Here is a 25,953-nt window from a genome sequence, read left to right as displayed (position 1 = left end):
AGAGCAAATTTATGAAAGGTTTCCCGAAAAGAGAAAAACTTATGTTAAAATCTTATTTTCCTTTGGTTGAGGCTTCTAAGTTTCTTTCGATGGTATGACCCGGTCGGCTCCATTTTGGTTTTTCTCCTAAAGATTGGTATTGCGAATCTTCCGCTTCTACGGTTTTAGGCTGCATGATTTTGATAAATGGTTTTTGAGCTACTAAGCCAAGGGTTTCGAACATTTTCATGTCTTCATTCACATCCGGGTTAGGAGTGGTCAATAGTTTGTCTCCGGCAAAGATAGAGTTGGCTCCGGCAAAGAAACACATGGCCTGACCTTCGCGTGACATTTCGGTTCTTCCGGCTGAAAGACGCACCTGAGTTTCCGGCATCACGATACGGGTAGTGGCTACCATACGAATCATTTCCCAGATTTCTACCGGTTTTTCATTTTCCATCGGAGTACCTTCTACCGCCACTAAGGCGTTAATCGGCACCGATTCCGGCTGTGGGTTTAAGGTAGAAAGCGCTACCAACATACCGGCACGGTCTTCAATACTTTCACCCATTCCTATAATACCTCCGCTACATACGGTAACATTGGTTTTACGAACGTTCTCAATAGTATTCAAACGGTCTTCAAAACCGCGGGTGGAAATCACTTCCTTATAATAGTCTTCAGAGGTATCTAAGTTGTGGTTGTAGGCATACAAACCGGCTTCGGCCAAACGCTTCGCCTGATTTTCGGTCAACATCCCCAAGGTACAACATACTTCCATATCGAGTTTGTTGATGGTACGCACCATTTCCAATACTTGGTCAAATTCTTCTCCGTCTTTTACATTACGCCAGGCAGCTCCCATACAAACACGGGAGGAACCATTGGATTTGGCACGCAACGCCTGGGCTTTTACCTGACTTACGCTCATCAAATCGTTGCCTTCAATATTGGTGTGGTAACGGGCAGCCTGAGGGCAGTACCCGCAATCTTCCGGACAACCGCCGGTTTTGATAGATAATAAAGTGGAAACCTGAACCACATTAGGGTCGTGGTGTTGTCTGTGGATGGTGGCTGCTTCGTAAAGCAAATCCATTAAAGGTTTATTGTATATTGCGATGATTTCTTCTTTCGTCCAATTGTGTTTTGTGATACTCATAGGTGCCTGTTTTGATGCACCAAAAGTAGTTAAATTGTGATTAAGTTACAATTTTGTCACGCTTAAAAAGTGGCGGCTATGCGTTTTCGGTAGACGTTTTCTTTCTCCAGAACTGCATGGCTACAAAAACCACTATAACGGCAGAAGCAATCCCTTCAAAAAGTACTCCGATACAATATTCATTGGCAGTGGGATTACCGCCAAAAAGAAATTCACCCGAAAGGTTATCAATGTAGGTGTTTCCTCCTCTTAAATAAATGTAGGTCAACAGCCCAGCCACACTCAGCAATACTCCGACAATCGCCGTAATCCCGGCAGAGAGCAGGTTAAGGACATAACCGGTCTTGCCTTCCGCCATGTTCGATTGCAACGTACGGCTAACACCATAATACACAAAAGCCGCATTGAGTATGCGCAAATAAAGCAATTTGGACAGCCCGAAAAATTCCATGATCAAAAAGTAAAGGGCAATTCCGGTAAAGATTACGATTCCGTTGGTAAGTTCTTTTGGCAGTTTCATCTTGATGCGATTTTAAGTGAATAATCAAAAAGCAGTCAACCAAATTTAAGAAAATATCTTTGGAGTTGTGATTGTTTTAACAATTAATGTTAAAAATAGTTGCTGAAAACCAACAATTTACAACGTATTGATAAACTCTAAAGCCGTGGTTTTGTCCAGAGCTAATTGGCTTTTCAGAGCGTCAAGCGATTCGAATTTCTGTTCGTCCCGCATCCTTTTGAGGAAAGAAACGGTGAGGGTTTGGTTGTAGAGGTCTTCCTCAAAATCAAACAGGTTGATTTCGATGGTTTGGGAGGTTCCGTCAACGGTAGGTCTTGTTCCGATGTTCATCATCCCAAAAACAGTCGTACCGTGGAGTTGGGTTTTGGCGATGTAAACGCCGTTCAACGGAATGAGCTTGTAGTCTTCCGCAACTTGTATGTTGGCGGTAGGATAGCCAATGGTTCTGCCCAATTGTTTGCCTTTGGTCACCTTTCCGGTAAGAGCGTAATCGTAGCCGAGATAATCGTTGGCCAAAGTAATGTTGCCGGCCTCCAAAGCGGTTCTGATTTTGGTAGAGCTGATGGAAACTTCATTGATGGTTTCTGCAGAAATCTGTTCCACTTCAAAACCGAAGCTATTGCCGAAAACGATTAAATCGTCAATATTGGCGGTACGGTTGCGGCCAAAACGATGGTCGTGTCCGATGATGATTTTCTTGAGATTGAAGGTATCTTTCAAAACATCTTTGACAAACTCTTCTGCGGTTAGTCTCGAAAATTCTTTGTCAAACGGATGCACCACTAAATGATCAATACCCAAATGTTCCAACAAGGCAATTTTTTCGTCGAGCGTGTTGAGTTGTTTCATTTCTGTTCCTTCCTGAAGAACGGCTCTGGGATGAGGAAAAAAAGTAAGAACCAGGCTCTCACAATCCATCGCTTTGGCATTGGCGATAAGTTGATTCAGAATCTTTCGGTGTCCCAAATGCACGCCGTCAAAGGTACCGATAGTGACTACCGTTGGTTTGGTACTGTGAAAGGATTGTATGGAATTGAAAATTTTCAAAACGGATGCAGGTATAAAGCGCAAAAATAGATTTTTGAAATGAAAAAACGGCTTTGTTTGCCATTTTTTATGATTTGGAGATGAGGAAAAGGAACAGGGTTTTATGTGGATAAAAATAAATGAGAAGGAGAGTAGGGTAAAATCAAATATATTGGTTATAGGTGGTTGTAGGAGTCATACAATGACTGTTATTTATAATCTAAAACATACAACAAATTAGCTTCTAATTTACGGAAATACAACATAATGTTAATTTTTGTTGAAAAAGATTTAAAAAAAGTAGAGCCAATTTGTAAAGTATTGAAAGATAATTATCTTTGTTTCCTTTATTTAACCAAAAAACACCATGAAAAAAATTTTACTATTGACTTTTGTTTTATCCATTAGTCAAATTTTTGCTCAAAAGAACAATGCTTGGTCTTTTATAGACAATGAAAGAAGCATTACTTCGGAAAGAGTAAAAGAAATGCCTTATTCTGAAAACCAAAAACTGGTTGCCTTTAATTTTGATGTATTCAAACAGCAGTTGGTGAATGTAGCTCAAAAAGCTTCAGGACAGGCAGGGGTTGAGATTGTTTTACCCAATGTTGACGGAGGATTTGAAAAATTCTTAATTTGGGAATCTTCTAACTTTGAACCTGAATTACAGGCAAAATTCCCTAACATCAAGGCGTATGCAGGGATAGGGGTTACAGACCCTACAGCAAAATTATACTTCAGTTTTGCTCCGATCGGAATCCAAACTATGGTTATGAGAGCAGATAATGGTTCTGAATTCATAGAAGCTTTTACCAAAGACAAATCAGCCTATGTTGTTTTTGATTCTAAAACCAGAATCAAAGGAAATTTACCTTTTAACTGTACCACTAAAGATGTGGAGGTGGTAAGCCAATTAAAAAATAACCTTACCGTATTATCAAGCGCCCAAATATATAAAACCATGAGGTTGGCGTTGTCATGTACTGGTGAATACGGGGCTTATTTCGGAGGAACAACAGCGGGTGCTTTAGCAGGAATGAATGCAACTATGACCCGTTGTAATGGTATTTATGAAAATGATTTGGCCGTAAAACTTTTGATGATTGATAACACAGCCGTTATTTATACAGATGCGGCTTCAGATCCTTATTCAGATGCAAGCGGTATGGATAACTGGAATGCAGAGTTACAAACGACACTGACAGATATCATTGGTGAAGCCAATTATGATATTGGGCACTTGTTCGGAGCCTCAGGAGGAGGAGGAAATGCCGGTTGTATCGGATGTGTTTGTGTGAACGGATCCAAAGGAAGCGGAATTACCTCACCTGGTACAGGGGGACCGGTAGGGGATAACTTTGATATTGATTATGTAGCCCACGAAATGGGGCACCAAATGGGGGCTAACCATACCTTTACTCATACTACCGAAAACAATGCGGTTAATGTGGAGCCCGGAAGTGGTTCGACCATTATGGGATATGCCGGAATTACTGGGTCTACTGATGTGCAGGCCCATTCAGATCCTTATTATGCCTTCAAAAGCATCTCACAAATTCAAACGAACTTAGGAACCAAATCATGTCCTATATCTTACAATGCCTCATCTACACCGGCGTATACAAATCTTAAACCTACAGTAAGTGCAGGAGCGGATTATACTATTCCGATTGGAACAGCATTTAAACTGACTGGAACGGCAACCGGACAAACGGGAGAGGCGCTGACGTATTGTTGGGAAGAAAATGATGACGCTACTACTTCCTTAGGTCCTACGTTATGTTTTCCTTCACCGACGAAGACCAATGGTCCTAATTTCAGATCAAGACCACCAAGCACCTCAAATGTTAGATATTTACCACCATTGGCAAGCGTTTTGGCAGGAAATTTAACCACTACTTGGGAAACGGTTTCGACGGTTGGAAGAACATTAAATTTTGCCTTGACTGTAAGAGATAATGTACTTAACGGAGGACAAACCAATACGGATGCCATGATTGTAACGGTTTTAGCCACGGCAGGGCCTTTCACAGTAACATCTCAAAACACAAACAGTATCAACTGGATTCAGGGTTCCCAAGAGACCATCACTTGGAATGTGGCAAATACTACTGCTTTAGCAGGTTCAGCTAATGTGAATATTAAATTATCCACAGACGGAGGATTAAACTTTGATACCGTTTTGGCTTCTAACACACCAAATGACGGTTCTGAAATAATCACTGTACCTGCAGTACAAGCCCTTAATTGTAGAATCATGGTGGAAGCAGCAGGAAATATTTATTATGCTGTGAATTCAAAAGCATTTACCATTGGTGCCAACTGTCGTGTATATACGGCTACTCCTAATGCGGCCATTGCCGACGGTTCAGGAACAAATACCGCGGGAGCAACAACGACATCGGTGCTTAATGTACCGGATGCTTTTACCATCAGCGGATTGAAAGTGAATCTTAAAATAGATCATACAAGAATTGGAGACTTAGTAGTCAAAATTACACACCCTGACGGGACGTTAAGAACCCTTTGGAACAGAACATGTAACAGTGCGGTCTATTCAGGTATCGATATGACATTTGCCGATGGTACCGGAACAATCACTTCAGCATGTGCCAGTCCTACAGTGGGAACCCATCAGGCATCTCAGGCATCAACAGCTTTAGCAGGATACAACAACAAGACTTCAGCCGGAAACTGGACGTTAACGGTAACAGATAATTCGGCTACCAATACAGGAACTTTGGTTTCTTGGGGACTTGATTTCGGTTGTACATTAGCCAACAGTGAGTTCGAAATTTCTAATGTATCGGTTTATCCGAACCCTAACAGAGGAAATTTCAATATTCAGTTTGACAATCCGGCCGCTTCAGAAATCAAGGTGGTGGTTTACGATATGAGAGGAAGAAAAATATTTGAAAACAATTATGCTAATCAAGCTACTTTCAACGAAAACATTCAATTAGAGAATGCCCAAGCCGGTGTTTACTTAGTTAATGTTATTGACGGAAGCAAAAAGGTTACGAAGAAAATAGTTGTAGAATAAATTTCATTCTATTAAATAAAAAAAGGGGGCTTTCAAAAGCCCCCTTTTTTATGGGTCATCCATAAAAGGTTATGAAAACAACAGGCAAAGGACAACTCCGATTTTCTGTTACATTCAACAGGGAAAAGAAAAGTACTTGTAAAGATGAAGAATCCTTGAGTGGAAGAGACGATAAGATTTGCTAAAGTACTTGATACAAAAAGAGCCCGCTTATTGCGGGCTCTTTGTTTTTGTTATGGATTTTGATTTAAACGGCTTCGGCGTTTTTCATTCTTCGGTCTCGCAACCAATACTTAGTTCGTTTGACCAAGTAGAACATGACCGGAACCATTACTAAAGTCAATACGGTAGCATACGTCAATCCGAAGATAATCGTCCAGGCCAACGGCGACCAGAAAATAACGTTGTCTCCACCCATATACAAGTGTGGATTCAAATCAGTAATCAGTCCGAAGAAGTCAAAGTTCAATCCGATAGCTAACGGAATCAATCCCAATACAGCCGTCAAAGCAGTTAACAATACCGGACGCAGACGCGATTTTCCACTTTCAATAATAACCTCTTTTATTTCTGCTAAACTCAAATCATCATGACTTTCTACCCCTTTTTCAGCTACTTTTTTGTCAAGCAACAATACAAAGAAGTCCATCAATACAATGCCGTTCTTTACCACAATCCCGGCCAGTGATATAATACCCATCATGGTCATCAGTACAACGAAATCCATCCCGGCAATGACATAACCATAGAAAACACCACTGAAACTCAAGAGTACCGTGAATAAAATCACTATCGTTTTAGATACTGAGTTAAATTGTAATACAATGATAATCGTAATTCCCGCCATAGCTAAAAACAACGCATACATAAGGAAGCTTTGGTTTTTACCTTGTTCTTCCTGAACTCCTGAAAACGAATACGTAATTCCTTTGGGTAATTGGTATCCTTTTAATTCAGTAGCAATTTGTTTGGTGATTTCATCACCGTTATAACCGGTCAAAACGTTCGAATAAACAGTCATGATGCGTTTGTAATCTTTTCGCTTGATTTGATTGTAAGTATCCTTTTTTTCGGTATGGGATACTGCTGAAATAGGAACTTGCATAATCTGACCGTTTGCCTGATTTCTGAAGGTCAATGCCTGATTGAACAGTACATTTTCGTTTTTGCGTTGGTCTTCCTGCATACGAACCACAATATTGTAGTCGTCATCACCTTCTTTAAACGTGGAAATCTCCTGACCATAAACCGAACGACGTAAATTAAATCCTAATTGTCCTGTTGAAACCCCTAAGCTTCCGGCATTCACACGGTCTACTTTTACTTCCAACTCCGGACTTTCTTTATTCACATCCACATTCAATCGCTCAATTCCGGGAATTTTTTTCGAATCAATAAAAGCAATCATTTTGTCAGCTTCTTTCAGCATCACATCATAATCGGCACCCGCAGCACCGGTTAACTGCACGCTGATAGGATAACCGGCAGGGGGACCGTTGGCATCTTTTTCGACAGTAACCTTAGCTCCGGCAATTCCTTTTACACGTCCTCGAATCTCTTCCAATACGTCTGACGTGTTAACGCCTCTTCTGAATTTGAATTCGGTGAAGTTTACCGTAACTTTTCCTTTGAAAGGCGTTTCATTAGCAGATCCGGCATCCACATTTGGGTTTCCGGCGCCAACGCCCACCTGAGAAACAATACTTTCGGCCAAATAATTCTCGCCGGTCTTCGGATCGATATATTTTTTCATGATATCGATAATCTGTTTTTCAACAAAAAGTGTTGCCTTGTTGGTTTTATCAATATCGGTTCCTTGCGGATACTCTATGTAAGTGATGACCTGTCTTGGGGTGTTATCCGGGAAGAATAATACTTTTCTTGGAAACACGCCCAAAAGGATGATGGAAAGGAACAACATTCCGATAATCCCCACCAGCGCATACCAGGCTCTCTTACCGGTTAAAATTTTAGCCAAAAAGGTCTTGTATTTTTCTTCCAATCTCGGGAAGAAGCTGTGTTGGAAATCTTGTGTCCATTGATACAATTTGATTTTATACAACCACATTAATCCCAGAGAAATAATAGATAAGTGTCCTATAGCTCGGGCTAATTTGGAATCGTAAATGTTTCCGAGTAAGACAAAAATTACTCCGGTAGTCACAAAAATAATCGAATAGAACTTGGCTGTTTTTTTGCTTACATTTTTATCTTCAATATCCATTGAACCTCCTGTCATGGCAGCATTGATAACCATGGCCACAAATAAGGAAGCAGTCAGGGTAACAGTCAGCGTTATCGGGAAGTAAATCATGAATTTACCCATAGTGCCCGGCCAAAGAGCAAACGGTAAGAACGCCATCAAGGTGGTTGCCGTTGAGGAGATTACCGGCCAGGCTATTTCACCGATACCAATTTTGGAGGCCTGCAGTCGCGACATGCCTTTTTTCATGTTGGCAAACACGTTGTCTACCACCACAATACCGTCATCTACCAATAATCCCAATCCCATTACCAATCCGAATAGTACCATGGTGTTCAGCGTTTTTCCGAAAGCAGCTAATAAGGTAAAGGCAATCATCATCGAGAGCGGAATGGCCGCCCCGACAAATAAGGAGTTACGCAATCCCATGGTAAACATCAGTACAATCATTACCAATACGATTCCGAAAATGATGTGGTTGGACAACTCATCAACCTGATGCTCTACACGCGAGGATTGGTCATTAGTCAATTCTACTTTTAAATCTTTCGGCAAATAGTTTTCATGCGCTTCTTTGATTTTTTCTTTCACTTGATCAATAGCCGAAATCATATTCTGACCCGAACGCTTTTTCACGTTAAGCATCACCACTTCTTTGCCTTTTTCACGGGCATAGGTGGTTTTTTCTTTTTCTTTAAACGAAACGGTAGCAATGTCTTTTAAGTACACTGTTCCGCCGGTGTGTTTTACGATAACGTTTTCCAACTCCATCGGGTCTTTGATTTCACCCACTACACGAATGTTATTTCGGGAACCTTGTGAGATTAGATTTCCTCCCGAAATGGTCATGTTTTCGTATTTCACAGCATTTTGAATGTCGTCAAAAGAAACCTGAGCGGCAGTCATTTTGAAAATGTCTACGGCAATTTCTACTTCTTTGTCATCCACTCCAAGGATATCCACTTTTTTGACTTCGGGAATTTCCTCTATGTCATCCTGCAACTTCTCCCCATAGTCTTTTAACTGTTGGGTCGTGTAATTTCCTTTCAGGTTAATGTTCAGAATTGGCACCTCTTCAGAGATGTTCAATTCAAAAACATTGGGCTCCACCTTACTGCCATTGTCCAGATTAGGCCAGTCGGTATCGGCTTTAACGATATCAACTTTGTCTTTGATTTTGGTTTTGGCTTCTTCAATGCCCACATTATCGGAGAATTCGGCAATAATCATCCCGTAATCCTGATAGGAGTTGGCGGTTACTTTATCTACACCACTGATGTTTTTGATTTCTTTTTCGAGTGGTTTGATAATTAGTTTTTCTACATCTTCAGCTGAATTTCCGGGAAAAACAGATGAAATGTATACTTTGTTTTCAATAATCTCCGGAAAATCCTCCCGGGGCATATTAATATAGGATAGCAATCCTGTAATGACGATAAGAAAGGTGAAGATGTACACCGTGACACGGTTATCTATAGCCCAACTTGATATGCTGAATTCTTTACTTTGGTGACTCATTTCTGTTTTGATTGAGAGGTTTGTTTAATTAGAAATTCAATTTCATGCCTTCTGAAATGCTGTTCACACCTTCGGTTACGATGATTTCATTAGCCGAAATTCCGCTTAGAATTTCAGTCACGTTATCGGATGATTTACCCGCTTTAACAATGGTTTTTTTGGCGGTTCCGGTTTTGCCGTTGCTGCCGTCTACCGTAAAAATGAATTTATTGCCTTCCCCGTCTTCTTGTACTACATTGGTAGGAACCACTATAGCATTTTTGTTGGTGTAATCAATGATTTTCAATTTGGCTACCTGATTCGGACGCAGCATGTTGTCCGGATTCGGTACCGCTACTTCAATACCGAAACTTCGGTTGTTCGGGTTGATAAAATTCCCCACCTGACGTACTTTTCCTTTATAGGTTTTTCCCAAAGAGGTTAAATACACATCTACAACCGTTCCTACTTTAAGCTTACCGATATAGGTTTCCGGGATAGTGGTGGAAACGTACATGTTGCCCAGATTTACAATTCGCATCAGACCTTGAGGACTGGGAGCAACTACCTGACCTTTTTCTACAAATACTTCATCAATAGTACCGGTAAAAGGAGCTTTGATAACCGTTTTAGCCAATTGGGCTTTGATTTGAGCTACACCCTTTTGAGCAGACACCATTTGTGTTTGGGCTTGCAGGTACTGAATTTCTGAACCGATTTTTTTATCCCAAAGATTTTTTTGTCTTTCAAAAGTAGTTTTCGCCAAGGCATATTGATTTTCGGCATTCGCCAATTGTTGGCTCATACCACCGTCATCAACACGACCTAAAACCTGTCCTTTAGCGACACGGTCTCCGGCTTTAACAGTTAAGGAAGTTAAGGTACCGCTGAATTCCGGCTGTACCAAAATATTTTCTTTGGTATCCACACTTCCTTGGATGTCTAAGTAATGATTAAAAACAGTGTCTTTAACTGTCATAATCGAAACCAAAGCTTCATCTTTTTTAACATCAAGAGTAGCAAGGGCTTCTTCTATTTTGGTGATGTCACTTTGTAAAGCGGTTTTCTTTTCCTGTAATGCCTTAACATTTTTGGCACTAATCAGGTCATCGATGTTGTCCTGTTTTTTGACATTGGAACACGACAGCAGAACCAGTGAGAATGCAGTGATATAGAGTATGTTTTTCATAAGTAATGGATTAGTTTTTATTTGTTAGTTTTTCTAAAGCGGCCTTTTTGTTGATGATGTTCACCATCGATTGCAAATAGTTTTGTTGCGCAGTGTACAATTGACGCTGTGCTTCACTGAAATCAAAACTGGAGGACAATCCTTCGGTAAATTTGATTTGCTGTTTTTTCTCAATGCGCTCAGCCAGGTTCAAATTGCTTTTTGAAGTGGCATATTCTTCTATGCTGAATTCGTATTCACTTTTGGCTTTTTCGTATTGCAACTTCAACTGTTGCTCGGTTTGCGTCAACTGGGTTTTGGCTTGTTCGTAAGCAATTTTAGCTTGCTGCGTTTTAGCACTTCTTCCGAAACTGCTGAAGATAGGGACATTCAAACTCACACCAAGATTGGAGTACTTATTCCATTTCTGCTTACTGTCGGCAAAAGAAAAATCATTAGCGAAAGAGTTGTATCCAAAGTTTACGGCAGCTCCGAGAGTAGGGAGCGCTTTGCTTCTTTGCAATTTTAATTCCAGTGATTTCTGCTCCTGAAAATTAGAAGCAATCTGATAATTAATGTTGTTGTTCACGTCAAATCCGTTTTGACTCAACGCCATGTCAAGATGGGAAAGCATCAGATTGTCCAGTTTGTCAGTGAGTGTCAAATCGGAATTCACGTCAATACCCAAGGTAAACTTGAGCATCTTGTTGGCCACATCCAAAAGTCTTCGGGTATTATTCAGATTACTTTCGATAGAAGCTAACGTGATTTGCAACTGCTCCACATTTTCCTCCTCTATCAAACCGTTTTTATAGGTTTCCTGAGTATCAGCCAATGTCTTGGATAAAGTCGCCTTGTTTTTTTCCAAAATAGCAATGCTCTCTTCAGCTAACAATACATTTCCGTAAGCGTTGATAACCGTTTCCTTGATGTCTGTATTGGTTTTTAACTTGGCATTTTCATAGTACTTCAGGTAGGTTTTTGAGGCCTGAAGAGCCACGATATAAGAACCGTCAAAAATCAATTGACTCAACGTCAAACTGGAATTCATAGACTGTTTGGTTCCGAAAGCAACCAGGCTGATGGTATTAGGATCAGCCGAAGGATTGAATGCATTGCCGGATATCCCCTGTAAAGTGAAATCGAAATTGTTCAGATAACTGGCACTACCACTGATTTGAGGCAAACCGGTAGCAGTGGTCTCCCATTTTTTCTGTTTGGCAGCGTCAATATCCCTATTGGCATTGATAATGGAATAATTGTGTTGCAGGGCATGGTCTATGGCCTGTTGCAAGCTTAACGAATAGCTTTGCGGTTTGTCCTGAGCCTGCAGTAGGCCGGCTATCAGGAGAAAGATTAATACAAATTTGTGTTTCATAGATTGATGATTATTGATTATTATTTTTAATTAACTGCTCTAAAATGGCAACACCTTTTGAAGTACATATACCGCGCAAATGGTATTCTAAATAGGCCTCTTGTACCTCTTTGGTACTGAATTGTATCGGGTTGAATAGCTCGGCATCTTTGATGCTGGTCATGCCGGCAAAATAAAAACGGGCTATTAATTCCACGTTGATGTCGTCTCTGAATAGATTTTGTTCCATACCTTTTTTTAAGTTAACTAACACGCAATCTCCCATTTTGTCAAACTGTCTTGACATTAACGTTTTATGGATTTGTGGGTAGTATTTTTGCAATTGATAAATTGGTGAAGTCGACTCGTTTTTTAAATTTTTCAAAACAAAATCTTTAATGACAAAAAGTTCTTCAATCGGGTTTTTCCCCATAGTTAAAATGGCATCGATGCCACACGATATGGTTTCAAACAAATTCATTGTCACAGCTTCCACTAAGCTGTTTTTGTTTTCAAAATGCTGGTAAATGGTTTTTTTGGAAATTCCCATTTCTGAAGCAATGTCATCCATCGTAACGCTTTTAAAGCCCAGCGTTAAATACATGTCAGTTGCTTTTTGTATAATCTTTGTATCCATTTCTATTCTAAATTGAGGTGCAAATGTAGAAAGGAAACTTTTAACACAAAAATAGTTTCCATGGTTTTTACAAAAATTTAACATTTCGTTAAGCAGGGTCGTTTGTTATCCAATGGGAATAGCCTAAATTAGCCGAAAAATATTTTCATGCAGGCTATTGCACAATATCAGGAAATGGTTTCCGCGCATTTCAACTCCTTGATTGCAAAAAGAGAACCTAATAATTTGTACGAACCCATACGTTACATATTGTCGTTGGGAGGCAAACGCTTACGTCCGGTGTTAACACTGATGGCAGCAGAAGTTTTTGATGTGGATTGCCAAAAGGCTTTAGCCGCTGCTACCGCCGTTGAAGTGTTTCACAACTTCTCACTCATCCACGACGACATTATGGATGATGCACCTTTGCGCAGGGGAAACGAAACGGTTCACGAAAAATGGAATATCAATACCGGAATCCTTTCCGGCGATGCCATGCTAATCTTAGCTTATCAGTATTTTGAAGGATACGAGCCTGTCATCTTTAGGGACCTGGCTAAACTATTCAGCAAAACAGCTTTGGAAGTTTGTGAAGGCCAACAATACGACGTCGATTTTGAAACTCGTGAGGATGTTACCATTCCGGAATATTTGAAAATGATTGAATTTAAAACGGCAGTATTGGTCGGAGCCGCGATGAAAATGGGAGCTATAGTAGCCGAAACCTCTCAGGAGAACGCAGACGCCATTTATGATTTCGGTTTGAATCTGGGCATCGCATTTCAGTTACAGGATGACTATTTAGACGCTTTTGGGGATCCGAAAACGTTTGGCAAACAAGTAGGCGGCGATATCATCGAAAACAAAAAAACCTACTTGTACCTCAAAGCAATGGAATTTGCCAAACCGGATGAAAAAGAACAGTTGCTGCACCTGTTTTCCATACAACCGGATGACAATACCGATAAAATCAATTCTGTAAAAGAAATGTTCCATCAAACCGGTGCCTCGGCGGCCACACAAACAGCCATTCAGCACTATACTTTTAAAGCTTTGGAAACGCTGGATAAAATGCACATCAGCGATGATAAAAAAAAGCTGTTGAAAGCTTTCGGGGAAAATTTAATGAACAGAAATGTCTAGTTATATCGCGCCAGTCAATACAGATAATTTACTTTCGGAAGCCGAAAGAGAAAACCTGTATGCCAAATTGATTGAACAAATCAATAAGGATTTCAACTTTGCCAACGAGCCGATTGACTTCCCGCAAAGTACTTCGCCTTACGAATTGAAAGTACAACTACACGAAAAAATTTACCGCTTAATTCAATACAAATACTCAGAACTACTCAACCTGCTTTACATTATTGATGTTCCGGAAGAAAACATCAAACAATTGGATGGAGGTGACACAGTAGCACTTTCCGAACAAATTGCCTTTCTGATTTTAAGACGCGAGTGGATGAAAGTGTGGTTTAGAAACCGTTTTTAGAACTGATCAGTAAGTTAATCAAACCGGTAGCCAGTGCACTTCCCACATCTGAGGCTCCGTAAGGGTTTAACGAATCTATTTTCATCCCGTCAAAACCGTAATTCGAAAACGATTTGAGATTACTCATATAGTAAGTGTCGTTCACTCTGACAAACTGATCATTCATTTGAGTGGTAGGATTGTAAATCTGTAAAACATAGCCCGAAACATAATTTTTCTGATTGGAAAAACCAATCGTGAAAGAGAGAGGACTAACGCTCAGAGTCGAAAAACGGGATTGAAACCTGCTGTTAGGGATGGGATTGTTCCCGAAAGAAATCGGATTTTGTGAAAACCCTGTAAAGGTCAGCAATAAAGCGAAATAACAAAAAATGGTTTTCATAGTGATACAGTTTAAAAATAGGCTCTGATAAAGGGCATAAAGGCACTGCCGTAAATATCTTTGTTCTTGTCATAAAGTACATTCACCCGGGCGCCGATGGTAATGTTATCCGCATGATATCCCGCACCAACATACAAGCCGGTGTTCCAAAAGCTCTTTTTCACATTGTTATACAAATCAGCGTAAGTGGAGTTGACATGAATTTCTTCAACTTCCAATGATAACTGAGCTTCTTCAATAGGATTAAATAAACCGATGATACTGCCTCCCACCACATTCGAGGTGTAATAGTTCTTTTGTTTTAAATGGCTGTATTGCAAACCGGTTCCCAAGGCAAAATAATCATTGAAATTATAAATAGCGCTCGGAGCAACAGTAATGTCCGTGAATTCATTGCCGGTAGAAAGACCAAAAACACCACCAAATTGCACATGTTCCCAAAATGCTCCGGTTTTGGCCTTGGGTAATGGTTTTTCTTGGGCAAAAATGACATTGGAAATGCCAAAAACCAGCATCAAAATCAATAAGTGGCAATTGAATTTTAAAGTATTCTTTTTCATGAAAAGAGCTATATTTATTTAGCGATATAAATGTACTAAAAACATTGAAAGATTATTACAAATGTCATACTTTTGCAGTTGATTTTCTAAACCACTGAATATTTAGTAAAAAGTTATGGATAGGTTTTCCTTTTTAAACGCAGCACACACCGAATTTTTTGCCGATTTATACGAACAATACCTTCACAATCCCGATAGCGTAGAACCAAGCTGGAGAGCCTTTTTTCAAGGGTTCGACTTTGGAATGACGACCTACAACGAAGAAAATGCAGGGGAGCAAATAGTGGCCACACTAAACAGCAACCAAGATTGTAGTATTGTTTCCGATAAATTACAAAAAGAATTTAATGTATTACGATTAATTGACGGCTACAGAACCCGCGGTCATTTATTCACTCAAACCAATCCGGTCCGCGACCGTAGAGTCTACGAGCCCAATTTGGATATCCAAAATTTCGGACTCACTTCAGCCGATTTGGATACTGTTTTTGATGCGGCTAAAATTTTAGGGAAGCAACCTTCCACCCTAAAGCAAATCTTGACACATCTCGAGAGTATTTACTGCCAGCATATCGGTATTGAGTACATGCACATGGAGAATCCTGTTTTCGTAAATTGGGTACAGGAGCGCATCAATGCCAATGACAACCAACCCAATTTCAACGCCGAACAAAAAAAACACATCCTCGGGAAACTCAACGAAGCAGTTTCTTTTGAGAACTTTTTACATACCAAATACGTAGGACAAAAACGCTTCTCTCTCGAAGGAGGAGAAAGTTTAATTCCGGCTTTGGACGCCGTAATCGAAGCAGCTGCCGAAAAAGGAGTGGAGCATTTCGTGATGGGAATGGCCCACCGTGGTCGTTTGAATACACTGGCCAACATTTTCGGAAAACCAACTCAAGACATTTTCTCCGAATTTGATGGAAAAGACTACGACAAAGAATATTTCGATGGAGACGTGAAGTACCACTTGGGTCTGACATCGGAACGCAAAACCAAAACGGGTAAAAAAATCAACATCAACCTGGCACCGAATCCATCGCATTTGGAAACGGTAGGAGCCGTGATTGAAGGAATTACCCGTGCCAAACAAGACAAATATTTCCCGGAGGATTTCTCTAAAGTATTGCCTATCGCCGTTCACGGGGATGCCGCAGTAGCCGGTCAGGGAATCGTATACGAAATTGTGCAAATGGCGCAATTAGACGGTTACAAAACCGGTGGAACCATTCACATCGTCATCAACAACCAGGTTGGGTTTACCACCAATTATTTGGATGCCCGTTCATCAACCTATTGTACCGATGTGGCCAAAGTTACCTTGTCGCCGATATTGCACGTCAATGCCGATGACACCGAAGCCGTGGTACACGCCATGTTGTTTGCCTTAGATTTCCGCATGCAGTTCGGCCGCGATGTATTCATCGATTTGTTAGGCTATAGAAAATACGGACACAACGAAGGGGATGAACCGCGATTCACCCAACCGGTATTGTACAAACTCATAGCCCGTCATAAAAACCCAAGAGAGATTTATGCCGAAAAACTGATTACCGCCGGAATTGTTGATGCCGCTTATTTGACCAAAATTGAAAACGAATACAAAGCGAAGTTGGATGAAAATCTGCAAGCTTCCCGTAAAAAAGATTTAACCATTATTAAACCTTTTTTACAAGATGCTTGGGAAGGTTTTGTACAGGTTTCAGATGACGAAATGCTGAAAAAAGTAGACACCACTTTCGACAAAAAGAAATTGGATGCTATTTTGGAAACCATCTCGACTTTACCATCCGATAAAAAATTCATTAGTAAGATTACCAAAATCGTAACTGATCGCAAAACCATGTACGATAACGATGCCATCGATTGGGGAACCGCTGAAACGTTGGCTTACGGTTCGTTACTAACCGAAGGCTACGATGTTCGTATCTCCGGACAAGACGTAGAAAGAGGAACTTTCTCGCACCGTCACGCCGTGGTAAAAGTGGAAGACAGCGAAGAAGAAGTAATCTTGTTGAATGCAGTAAAAGATAAAAAAGGGAAGTTCAACGTATTCAACTCCTTCCTTTCAGAATATGGCGTTTTAGGTTTTGACTATGGGTATGCCTTAGCCAACCCGAATGCCTTGACCATTTGGGAAGCCCAGTTCGGAGATTTCTCCAACGGGGCCCAAATCATGATTGACCAATACATTTCGTGTGGCGAAGACAAATGGAACAACCAAAACGGAATCGTTCTATTGTTACCACATGGTTACGAAGGACAAGGAGCAGAGCACTCTTCAGCACGTATGGAACGTTACTTGCAATTGTGTGCCAAACACAATATGTACGTAGCCGATTGTACCACGCCGGCCAACTTCTTCCACTTGTTGCGTCGTCAGATGAAAACCAAATTCCGCAAGCCGCTCGTGGTGTTCTCACCTAAGAGTTTGTTACGCCACCCATTGTGTGTTTCCACACGTGAGGAATTGTACAAAGGCAGTTTCCAGGAAGTAATTGATGATAAATCAGTAGATAAGAAAAAAGTAAAAACCGTGGTATTCTGTACCGGAAAATTCTATTATGATATTTTAGCCGAAAGAGAAAACCTTGGAAGAAATGACGTAGCTTTGGTTCGCATAGAGCAGTTGTTCCCGTTACCGACAGAACAATTGAAAGCCGTGATTGCCGCTTACCCGAATGCCGACGATTTCGTTTGGGCACAGGAAGAACCGAAAAACATGGGGGCTTACAGCTACATGTTGATGAATTTCGACTTGGTACCATGGCGTTTGGCTTCGTTAAAAGCCTACGCGGCACCGGCCGCCGGAAGTCACACCCGAGACAGAAGACGTCATGCGGATGCGATTCGAATGGTATTTGATAAGAATTTATTCCGTTCCTAATTTTTAGGAGCTGATACCTGCTCTCCGCTGTATCTTTTGTTTTGTCATCCTGAGCTTGTCGAAGGAAAAACAAAAGGATGCCGCTCCAATCAGGGCTAAAAATAAAGCAACACAAACAGAACCAGTAACATAAACTAAAATACAAAATCATGATTTTAGAAATGAAAGTCCCTTCACCGGGAGAATCGATTAAAGAAGTAGAAATCGCAACTTGGTTAGTACAAGACGGTGATTACGTAGAAAAAGACCAAGCCATCGCTGAGGTAGATTCAGACAAAGCCACTTTAGAGTTACCAGCAGAAGCCAGTGGTATCATCACCCTAAAAGCAGCTGAAGGTGATGCGGTAGCGGTTGGTGCGGTTGTGTGTTTAATCGATACCGGTGCCGCTAAACCAAGCGGAAGTGCTCCGGCAGCCGCGGAGGTGAAAGCGGAAGCTCCGAAAGTTGAAGAAAAGAAAGCAGAAGCACCTAAAGCAGCAGCTCCGGCTCCGGTGGCAGCGGCCTCCTATGCAGCGCAAACGCCTTCACCGGCCGCTAAGAAAATATTAGACGAAAAAGGGATTCAGCCTTCAGATGTAGTGGCTACAGGAAAAGGCGGAAGAATTACCAAAGAGGATGCCGTTAACGCTGTACCTTCTATGGGAACGCCAACCGGAGGAACCCGTGGTTCAGAAAGAACCAAATTGTCAATGTTGCGTCGTAAAGTGGCAGAGCGTTTGGTGGCAGCCAAAAACGAAACCGCCATGTTGACGACCTTCAACGAGGTAGACATGACCAACATCTACGCATTGCGTGACCAATATAAAGAAGAATTCAAAGCCAAACACGGGTTAGGATTGGGCTTTATGTCCTTCTTCACCAAAGCCGTAACTCGCGCTTTACAATTATACCCGGATGTAAATTCCATGATTGACGGTCAGGAGAAAATCTCCTATGATTTCTGTGATATTTCCGTAGCAGTATCAGGTCCTAAAGGATTGATGGTGCCGGTAATGCGCAATGCAGAGTTATTGTCATTCCGTGGCGTAGAAGCCGAAATCAAACGATTGGCCTTACGTGCCCGTGACGGACAAATCACGGTAGATGAAATGACAGGTGGAACCTTTACCATTTCTAATGGAGGTGTTTTCGGAAGCATGTTGAGCACACCTATCATCAACCCGCCACAATCGGGAATTCTTGGGATGCACAATGTAGTGGACAGAGCTATCGTAAGAAACGGCCAAATCGTAATCGCCCCGGTGATGTTCGTGGCCTTATCGTATGACCACCGAATCATCGACGGACGCGAGTCAGTTGGATTCTTGGTAGCGGTAAAAGAAGCTTTGGAAAATCCGGTGGAAATTTTGATGGACAACAACCCTAAGAAAGCGTTAGAGCTTTAGGGTTTCTACCTGCCTCGGACGAGGCGCCTATATATGTAAATCCCGCTTGGTCATCTGAGCGGGATTTTTTTTGAAGCAAAAGAGTCAATTTTAAAAAAAGAGAGCCTTCAGAATAAAAATGATTCTTCAGGAGAATTTATAAAAAGTTAAGGGTTATTATTTATTTTAGCAGACTAAATTTTTTTTGCCCCTTTTTTAGTTTTACTCATGTATAAAATTATTTGTTATTGCATACTATTATTGTCCTTCTCTTCGGCAGTTGCTCAGGAATTAACGGAGCTCGAAATTAAAAAAACCCGAAGCATACAAGAACAACTTATCGCCAATCCGGAGCAGGCGTATGCCGAAGCCTTGGAAATCAGTAATTCTGAAAACGAGTTGTTTCGTTTTTACGGCAACTACTATGTAGCCAATTATTTTTACAATAAATCCGAGTTGGCCCACTCCGGGCAACTGCTCTTAGCGCTTATAGCAAAAATTGAAAAGAGTGACTTGCCCAAATCAAGCAAAGTATACCAGGATTTGCTGGGCATGTGCGTCAACAAGCTGTTCTATATCCATAAAAATTTAGGCGACTATGACAGGGCCTTGTTTTATCTCGATAAATATAAAAAACAGTTACCGGACAATCGTTTTAACGAGCAATATGGCTTGATAAAAGTGGCCATGGGCGATTATGTCAATGGGATTAGACTCTTGAAGAAAGAGTTAATGACGTCACCACACCTGAAATTAGGCGTAGGGGAAAAAAAAGTAATGAATAAAAAGTTATTTGCGGATAAAAACAATTTCATAGGAGAAGCCTACCAACAGTATTATATCAAGTCTAAAAAAAGAGTGTATTTGGATTCTGCCAATTATTACTTTAACGCGGCAGCCACGATGCTGATACAAGACAATTTTTATCCGGAATATACCAAGGCATTGCTCTACATGCGTGAAGCTAAAAGCGCGGCTTTAGGAGGAGATTATTCCAAATCATTGTCTTTATACAGAAAAGGGAAGAAGTATCCGGTGGTTCAGGAGAACATCAGAACCGTACAGCTATTTGATTTAGGAATGGCCGATTGTTTTTACCATGTAAAGCAATTGGATTCCGCATTTTTCTACAGTGAAAAATACATCAGGAGTTACCCTGTAACCAAAGTGTCAAAAGAAAACCTCTTAATGGCCTATAACATTATGACACTGTGTTACAGTGAAAAAAAGGACCATAAGAATGCCTACCGCTACGCCCAAAAAAGCTTGGCCCTGATTCAATCCATAGAAGGCATAAAAAATAAATCGTTGAACTTCCTGCACAACTATGATTTGAATGTCATCAAAGAGGAATCCAATCAAATTATTACGGCCAAGAATTATTTTAAAATCTCTCTTTATGGTATTTTGATTATTCTGGCCATCGTGGTGTTCATTTTTTATTATTACTACAAAGATCAGAAAGAAAAGCATTACCGTTTTTTAAAAATCATTCAAAATCTGAAGGAGTCGAAAGCCTCAGATATTCATAAAGTACCTGTCAATACCACAGAAGCACAACCCAAACCACTCATGGATGAGGAGCTTGTCGAGAAATTGGCGTCAGGGTTAAAAAAGTTAGAGCAGAAAGAAGCTTATTTAGACCCGAATTTCAAGTTGGCGTTTGTAGCCAAAAAATTAAATACCAATACGGCGTATCTGTCACAATACTTCAATCAGGTCATGCAAAAAACTTTCTCAGAATATACCCAGGAATTGCGCATTCATTATGTGCTCCAAAAGCTGATTGAGGTACCGCATTTTCGTAAATATACCCTGCAGGCTATTGCGGAAGAAGTGGGGTATAAGGATGCCAATACCCTGGTTCGCGTTTTTAAAAAGCAAACGGGTCTTTCTCCGAATTATTATATCGAAAAATTAGAAAATTCAGATTAAGTATTTTAAAATCAATAAAATACATTTCATTTTAGCTACCGATTATTTATAAATAGTCCGATAAACAAATTGGTCTGACAGTTCTTATCGCATAGTTTTGGCGGGAATTCAATCAAAATTTAACCCCAACGAATTCCACCAAAACAGAATTATGAAAAGAACAATTACGCTCCTATTACTATTACTATCATTACAAACGTTTGCGCAATGCTGGCAAAGTATCAGCGCAGGGTACAATCATTCATTAGCGGTTAAAGAGGATGGAACACTCTGGGCATGGGGTTCTAATGGTACAGGGAAATTGGGTGACAATACTACTGTTGATAAAACCATACCGACTCAAATTGGGTCAGATACCAATTGGCTGAAAGTCTATGCCACTTTTAGTTCATCCTATGCCTTAAAAACAGATGGGACACTTTGGGCTTGGGGTTTTAACTTTAACGGGGAGTTAGGTTTGGGTACAACAGCGGTGTCTTCTCTTGTGCCCGTACAAGTAGCCCCGGGATCAACTTGGCAAAGTATCAGCTCGTCTGTTGACTTTTGTTTAGCCATAAAAACTGATGGTACCTTATGGTCATGGGGAAGAAACAATTACGGGCAGTTAGGAGATAATTCAACTACTAATAGAATTTCACCTACTCAAATAGGAACCGATACCAATTGGCAATTCGTTTCAGCAGGTCATAGTTACGGCTTGGCTATAAAGTCTGATGGCACGCTTTGGGGGTGGGGTCGTAATGCACTGGGTTGGCTGGGAGATGGAACAGATACAGATAAAACGGTTCCAACTCAAATAGGTACTGATACCAACTGGCAAAAAGTAGATGGCGGTTACTTTCACTCTATGGGTATAAAAACAGATGGGACACTGTGGGCATGGGGTGCTAACACCAGTGGAGAATACGGAATGGTAACCTCGCCTATGATATCCTATGTTCCGGTTCAAATAGGCACAGAAACCAATTGGCTGGATGTATCGGCAAGTAGAAGCTTTACGTATGCCATCAAAACCAATCATTCCCTTTGGAGTACCGGCAGAAACGACGTAGGACAGTTAGGTAACGGAGCAAGTACTACAGCTGATGTATTGGTATTCACTCAGGTTGGAACCGCTACAAATTCTTATGAAATTGCTACCGGATACTATCATGTTTTAGAAAGAAGCGGGGACGGTTTCATAAGAGTTACCGGAAAGAATGATAATGGACAACTGGGAGACGGAACCCTTATCAATAAAAATGCGCTAACGTACATTTCTTGTTATCCAACGGTGTTATCTAGAGAAAATTTTGCTACTAACGAATTAAAAATATATCCAAATCCGGTTAAAGACATTTTAAACTTTTCTTTTGATAAAGAAATTACAGCGGTTTCAATTTATAATTTGTTAGGTCAAGAAGTTTATACGAAATCTGTAAACAGCAACGAAACGTCAATTGATATTGCCGCGTTGTCTGCAGGCACGTATGTAATGAAAGTAACGGCTGGTAACGAAGTAAAAACAGTAAAAGTCGTAAAAGAATAATCTACAGTAGTAACTATTTTTTATAAACAATCAAAATATGAAGAAAATTATTTTGTTGGCGTGTATCGCTTTCACAGTGAATAGCCAAGCCCAATTATTAGGCAAATTAAAAAAAGCAAAAGATCAAGCCGAACAGGTATCGGATGCGGTTGACAAAGGAAAAGAAGTGGTCAACAAAGCCGACAAAAAGAAAAAAGGCGGTGGCGGCGGTTTCCCGACAGGTTTAAAATTGGATTGGACTACGTTCAAACAAACACCGGCGGTAACGTTCAACTCGCTTCTTTACGGAACAGGTTCCAATCCGGGATTAATTAATAGTTATACCGCTACTTTTATCCCGAATAAAACGGTTGACGGTAGAACCGTGAATGCCTTTGCGGATCAGTCAGAGTATTTACGTATCAAGGTGTTCAAAGACAACCAGTACATGAACTATTTTGAATATTCCGGTGACCAGGTTTTTGACGACGGGAAGAAAACAAAATTCAATGAGCCAAGTAGTCGTTACAAACGCGATGGCGAGTGGGTAGGACATTCAGAATCCTTTATTACAGACTGGGGTCCGGGGAATTACCGATTGGATTTTTATGCCGGAGACAAAATGTTTTATTCGTTCGATTTTGAATTGGTAAAACTAACCAATAATGATCCGTATGCGGCGATGAATGAAATGTATGTAGTTCGTGGTCCATGGAATAATTATGCCTACATGAATTATGCCGATACCGGAAACTTGTTGTTTGGTTATTACATCACACACGAGGAGTTTAAACCAAATCCGGCCAACAGCGCCAAGACCAACAAAAGTGTAAAATGGAGTGTGAAAATGTTCAAAGACAACAAACTGTTTGCGTTAAATTATGGCAACGGACCAACTACCGCACAGGTTGAACAAGGAAAATGGAACGAAGAGCAATGTGCGTTCAAAAGAGTGGACAAACCGGGTGAAATTAAATTTGCCGATTTAACCGATGGTGCCTACAAAGTGGAATTGACCGTTGAAGGAGAAGCCAAACCGAGAATTTACAAGTTCGATGTAAAAGACAAAAGAATCGTTCAAATCCCGGAACAAGACAGAGCTAAAAACACCGATCCAACTCGTCTAATCGAAGGATGGAACGACTTCTTCTGGATGAAATTAGAAAAGTAGTCAGCAGCAGTCAGAAACTATAGTGTTCTGAAGCGAATGATAATCAAGTACAAAACAAAATCAGAGTACTTGGAAAACAAATAATAATTGTGGCTTGAGACCCGACTGAAAAGTCGGGTTTCGCTTTTTATAACCTGAATCGGGCTGCCAAAACCACCGCCGGACAATAATCTACCGTTGCACCTTCAAGTGGCTTTTCGTGTCAAAAACAGTAGCACAATGATGGTTATGGCGTAGTTGTGGCGTAGTTGTAGCGTATCAAAGTGCCACAAGAGGTACACTATAGCCGAACCAAACACGCTTTATCAGGCGGTGTTCCACGGTACCCCTTCCGGTTGTATTCCCCACAAGTTGCAGTATTTTTACAGCCTCCTCTTTTTTACACCATGATGATATAATAGTTTTTTGTTTATTTGTGATTCACTTTAGGAACTATGAAAACGAACCCAAAACAGGCAGCTATCGGCTTTATTTTTATCACCATGCTCATCGATATTACGGGCTGGGGGATTATCATACCTGTAATTCCCAAACTAATCAGGGAATTGATAAATGGGGATATCAGTGAAGCAGCCAAATACGGTGGTTGGCTTACGTTTGCCTACGCCATAACACAGTTTGTTTGCGCACCGCTCATAGGAAATTTAAGTGACAAGTACGGCAGACGGCCTATTATCTTAATTTCACTTTTCGCCTTTGCGTTAGATTATTTGTTGCTGGCGTTTTCGCCCACCATTGTCTGGTTGTTTTTAGGGCGAATCATTGCCGGAATGACCGGAGCCAGTATTACCACGGCCTCGGCCTACATTGCCGACGTGAGCACACCCGAGAACCGCGCCAAGAATTTTGGAATGATTGGGGCTGCCTTTGGGTTAGGGTTCATCATCGGACCGGTAATCGGAGGTTTGCTGGGGCAGTTTGGATCCAGAGTGCCTTTTTATGCGGCCGCAATTTTATGTCTGTTGAACTTTCTGTACGGCTATTTTATTCTACCCGAATCGTTATCTCAGGAAAACCGTAGAGAGTTTGAGTGGAAACGCGCCAACCCCATAGGAGCCTTGCTCAACTTGAAAAAATACCCCTCCTTAATCGGGTTGATACTGGCGGTTTTTCTCTTGTACGTTGGTGGGCATGCCGTGCAGAGCAATTGGAGTTTCTTTACCATGTATCGCTTCCATTGGGATGAAAAAATGGTCGGCATCTCCTTGGGAGTAGTGGGGTTGTTAGTCGGTATCGTACAAGGCGGATTGATTCGTTGGACGAGTCCACGGCTCGGAAACGAAAAAAGTATCTATATCGGTTTGGCGCTGTATACCATTGGGATGTTGCTCTTTGCCTTTGCCACCGAAAGCTGGATGATGTTTGTCTTCCTCATTCCGTATTGTTTGGGAGGCATAGCCGGACCGGCACTCCAAAGTGTAATTTCAGGTAAAGTACCACCCAATGAGCAAGGGGAAATTCAAGGGACCCTAGCCAGTTTGATGAGTGCTTCCGCTATAGTCGGGCCGCCCATGATGACCAATACCTTTTACTTTTTTACGCATAAAGAAGCGCCGTTTCCATTGCCCGGGGCCCCTTTTCTGTTGGGAGGATTTTTAATGTTAATCAGTACCGTCTTGGCGTATGTGTCATTAAAAAAACACTTTACTTCAGATACAAACAATGATGGTAATAATCAATAATGGCCTTGCCTTCCAATAAAATATCCGCACCAATAATCCCATGAACCGGCTTGGCTTTGTGCTGCTGCAAGGCTTCATTGACATGTGACATATCAAAAATAACCAAATGAAAAGCATCAGTCTTCCAGCGCCCGATTTGCAGGCTGTTGTTTTTGGCCAATTGCGTAAACATGCCCGTGGCTCCCGCACCGGCCGCTTTGGTCTTTGATCTTCCGGCTTTCAGTTGGAAAAAATCAATGCTGTCAAATCCCACGCAACTGTTACTGGCTCCGGTGTCTAAAATAAAGCTTCCCGAAACACCGTTAATCTTAGCTTTAATGAGCAAATGCTGTGTTTTGGAAACGGTAAATCTGATTTTCTTGTATTTTTCTTTTTGGAGAACTTCGTGTAGGTTTTTCATAA

At 41.0% G+C, this 25,953-nt stretch carries 19 protein-coding genes; 9 read left to right on the top strand and 10 right to left on the bottom strand.

Annotated features, from left to right (window positions below; genetic code table 11):
- Positions 1–52: 52 nt before the first annotated feature.
- The 3 genes from bioB to ACSVH6_RS01175 all read right to left on the bottom strand — a co-directional run bounded on the left by bioB (position 53) and on the right by ACSVH6_RS01175 (position 2,705).
- Positions 53–1,138 (bottom strand): biotin synthase BioB, encoded by a 1,086-nt coding sequence (gene bioB / locus ACSVH6_RS01185; protein WP_438074735.1) that lies wholly within the window; start codon positions 1,136–1,138, stop codon positions 53–55.
- Positions 1,139–1,214: 76 nt separating this feature from the next.
- A complete protein-coding gene (locus ACSVH6_RS01180; protein WP_438074733.1) occupies positions 1,215–1,658 on the bottom strand; it encodes a hypothetical protein in 444 nt (147 codons plus the stop codon).
- A 117-nt stretch (positions 1,659–1,775) separates the two neighbouring features.
- Complete coding sequence (locus ACSVH6_RS01175) at positions 1,776–2,705, bottom strand: bifunctional riboflavin kinase/FAD synthetase (RefSeq protein ID WP_438074731.1); 930 nt, start codon at positions 2,703–2,705, stop codon at positions 1,776–1,778.
- Positions 2,706–3,051: 346 nt separating this feature from the next.
- Between ACSVH6_RS01175 and ACSVH6_RS01170 the strand changes: the two genes are divergently transcribed.
- On the top strand, positions 3,052–5,727 hold the full coding sequence (locus ACSVH6_RS01170) for a zinc-dependent metalloprotease (protein WP_438074729.1): 2,676 nt from the start codon (positions 3,052–3,054) through the stop codon (positions 5,725–5,727).
- A 247-nt stretch (positions 5,728–5,974) separates the two neighbouring features.
- Here ACSVH6_RS01170 and ACSVH6_RS01165 read toward each other — a convergent pair whose 3' ends face one another.
- The 4 genes from ACSVH6_RS01165 to ACSVH6_RS01150 are packed head-to-tail and all read right to left on the bottom strand — an operon-like array spanning position 5,975 to position 12,589.
- Positions 5,975–9,448: an efflux RND transporter permease subunit gene (locus tag ACSVH6_RS01165; protein WP_438074727.1), complete on the bottom strand. Its 3,474-nt coding sequence runs from the start codon at positions 9,446–9,448 to the stop codon at positions 5,975–5,977.
- A gap of 28 nt (positions 9,449–9,476) precedes the next feature.
- On the bottom strand, positions 9,477–10,616 hold the full coding sequence (locus ACSVH6_RS01160; protein WP_438074725.1) for an efflux RND transporter periplasmic adaptor subunit: 1,140 nt from the start codon (positions 10,614–10,616) through the stop codon (positions 9,477–9,479).
- 10 nt (positions 10,617–10,626) lie between these two features.
- Positions 10,627–11,973, bottom strand: a complete 1,347-nt coding sequence (locus tag ACSVH6_RS01155) for a TolC family protein (protein ID WP_438074723.1) — start codon at positions 11,971–11,973, stop codon at positions 10,627–10,629.
- 10 nt (positions 11,974–11,983) lie between these two features.
- Complete coding sequence (locus ACSVH6_RS01150) at positions 11,984–12,589, bottom strand: TetR/AcrR family transcriptional regulator (protein WP_438074721.1); 606 nt, start codon at positions 12,587–12,589, stop codon at positions 11,984–11,986.
- 147 nt (positions 12,590–12,736) lie between these two features.
- Between ACSVH6_RS01150 and ACSVH6_RS01145 the strand changes: the two genes are divergently transcribed.
- Together ACSVH6_RS01145 and ACSVH6_RS01140 are read left to right on the top strand one after the other, a co-directional pair.
- Positions 12,737–13,711 (top strand): polyprenyl synthetase family protein, encoded by a 975-nt coding sequence (locus tag ACSVH6_RS01145; RefSeq protein ID WP_438074719.1) that lies wholly within the window; start codon positions 12,737–12,739, stop codon positions 13,709–13,711.
- Complete coding sequence (locus tag ACSVH6_RS01140; RefSeq protein ID WP_438074717.1) at positions 13,704–14,060, top strand: hypothetical protein; 357 nt, start codon at positions 13,704–13,706, stop codon at positions 14,058–14,060. The genes ACSVH6_RS01145 and ACSVH6_RS01140 overlap by 8 nt, the downstream gene beginning before the upstream one ends.
- Here ACSVH6_RS01140 and ACSVH6_RS01135 read toward each other — a convergent pair.
- Both ACSVH6_RS01135 and ACSVH6_RS01130 read right to left on the bottom strand, forming a co-directional pair.
- Entirely contained in the window at positions 14,044–14,442 is a 399-nt protein-coding gene (locus ACSVH6_RS01135) for a hypothetical protein (protein WP_438074715.1), read from the bottom strand. The genes ACSVH6_RS01140 and ACSVH6_RS01135 overlap by 17 nt on opposite strands.
- An 11-nt stretch (positions 14,443–14,453) precedes the next feature.
- A complete protein-coding gene (locus ACSVH6_RS01130; protein ID WP_438074713.1) occupies positions 14,454–15,002 on the bottom strand; it encodes a hypothetical protein in 549 nt (182 codons plus the stop codon).
- 115 nt (positions 15,003–15,117) lie between these two features.
- Between ACSVH6_RS01130 and ACSVH6_RS01125 the strand changes: the two genes are divergently transcribed.
- The 6 genes from ACSVH6_RS01125 (at position 15,118) to ACSVH6_RS01100 (ending at position 25,551) form a co-directional block, all read left to right on the top strand.
- Positions 15,118–17,892, top strand: a complete 2,775-nt coding sequence (locus ACSVH6_RS01125; RefSeq protein WP_438074711.1) for a 2-oxoglutarate dehydrogenase E1 component — start codon at positions 15,118–15,120, stop codon at positions 17,890–17,892.
- A gap of 149 nt (positions 17,893–18,041) precedes the next feature.
- Positions 18,042–19,277, top strand: coding sequence for a 2-oxoglutarate dehydrogenase complex dihydrolipoyllysine-residue succinyltransferase (odhB, locus tag ACSVH6_RS01120; protein WP_438074709.1), 1,236 nt, complete (start codon positions 18,042–18,044; stop codon positions 19,275–19,277).
- 207 nt (positions 19,278–19,484) lie between these two features.
- Positions 19,485–21,191, top strand: coding sequence for a helix-turn-helix domain-containing protein (locus tag ACSVH6_RS01115; RefSeq protein ID WP_438074707.1), 1,707 nt, complete (start codon positions 19,485–19,487; stop codon positions 21,189–21,191).
- 151 nt (positions 21,192–21,342) lie between these two features.
- Positions 21,343–22,719, top strand: a complete 1,377-nt coding sequence (locus ACSVH6_RS01110; RefSeq protein ID WP_438074705.1) for a T9SS type A sorting domain-containing protein — start codon at positions 21,343–21,345, stop codon at positions 22,717–22,719.
- 37 nt (positions 22,720–22,756) lie between these two features.
- Entirely contained in the window at positions 22,757–23,869 is a 1,113-nt protein-coding gene (locus ACSVH6_RS01105) for a hypothetical protein (protein WP_438074703.1), read from the top strand.
- Positions 23,870–24,303: 434 nt separating this feature from the next.
- Positions 24,304–25,551: a TCR/Tet family MFS transporter gene (locus tag ACSVH6_RS01100; RefSeq protein ID WP_438074702.1), complete on the top strand. Its 1,248-nt coding sequence runs from the start codon at positions 24,304–24,306 to the stop codon at positions 25,549–25,551.
- Here the strand turns inward: ACSVH6_RS01100 and ACSVH6_RS01095 are convergent.
- On the bottom strand, positions 25,514–25,951 hold the full coding sequence (locus ACSVH6_RS01095; RefSeq protein ID WP_438074700.1) for a retropepsin-like aspartic protease: 438 nt from the start codon (positions 25,949–25,951) through the stop codon (positions 25,514–25,516). The two genes, ACSVH6_RS01100 and ACSVH6_RS01095, sit on opposite strands and share 38 nt — an antisense overlap.
- Positions 25,952–25,953 lie beyond the last annotated feature (2 nt).

Source organism: Flavobacterium sp. XGLA_31, from assembly GCF_051547105.1.
GTDB lineage: Bacteria > Bacteroidota > Bacteroidia > Flavobacteriales > Flavobacteriaceae > Flavobacterium.
The sequence above is the reverse complement of the archived record's forward strand: the minus strand, read 5'-3'. Positions and strand labels throughout refer to the sequence as shown.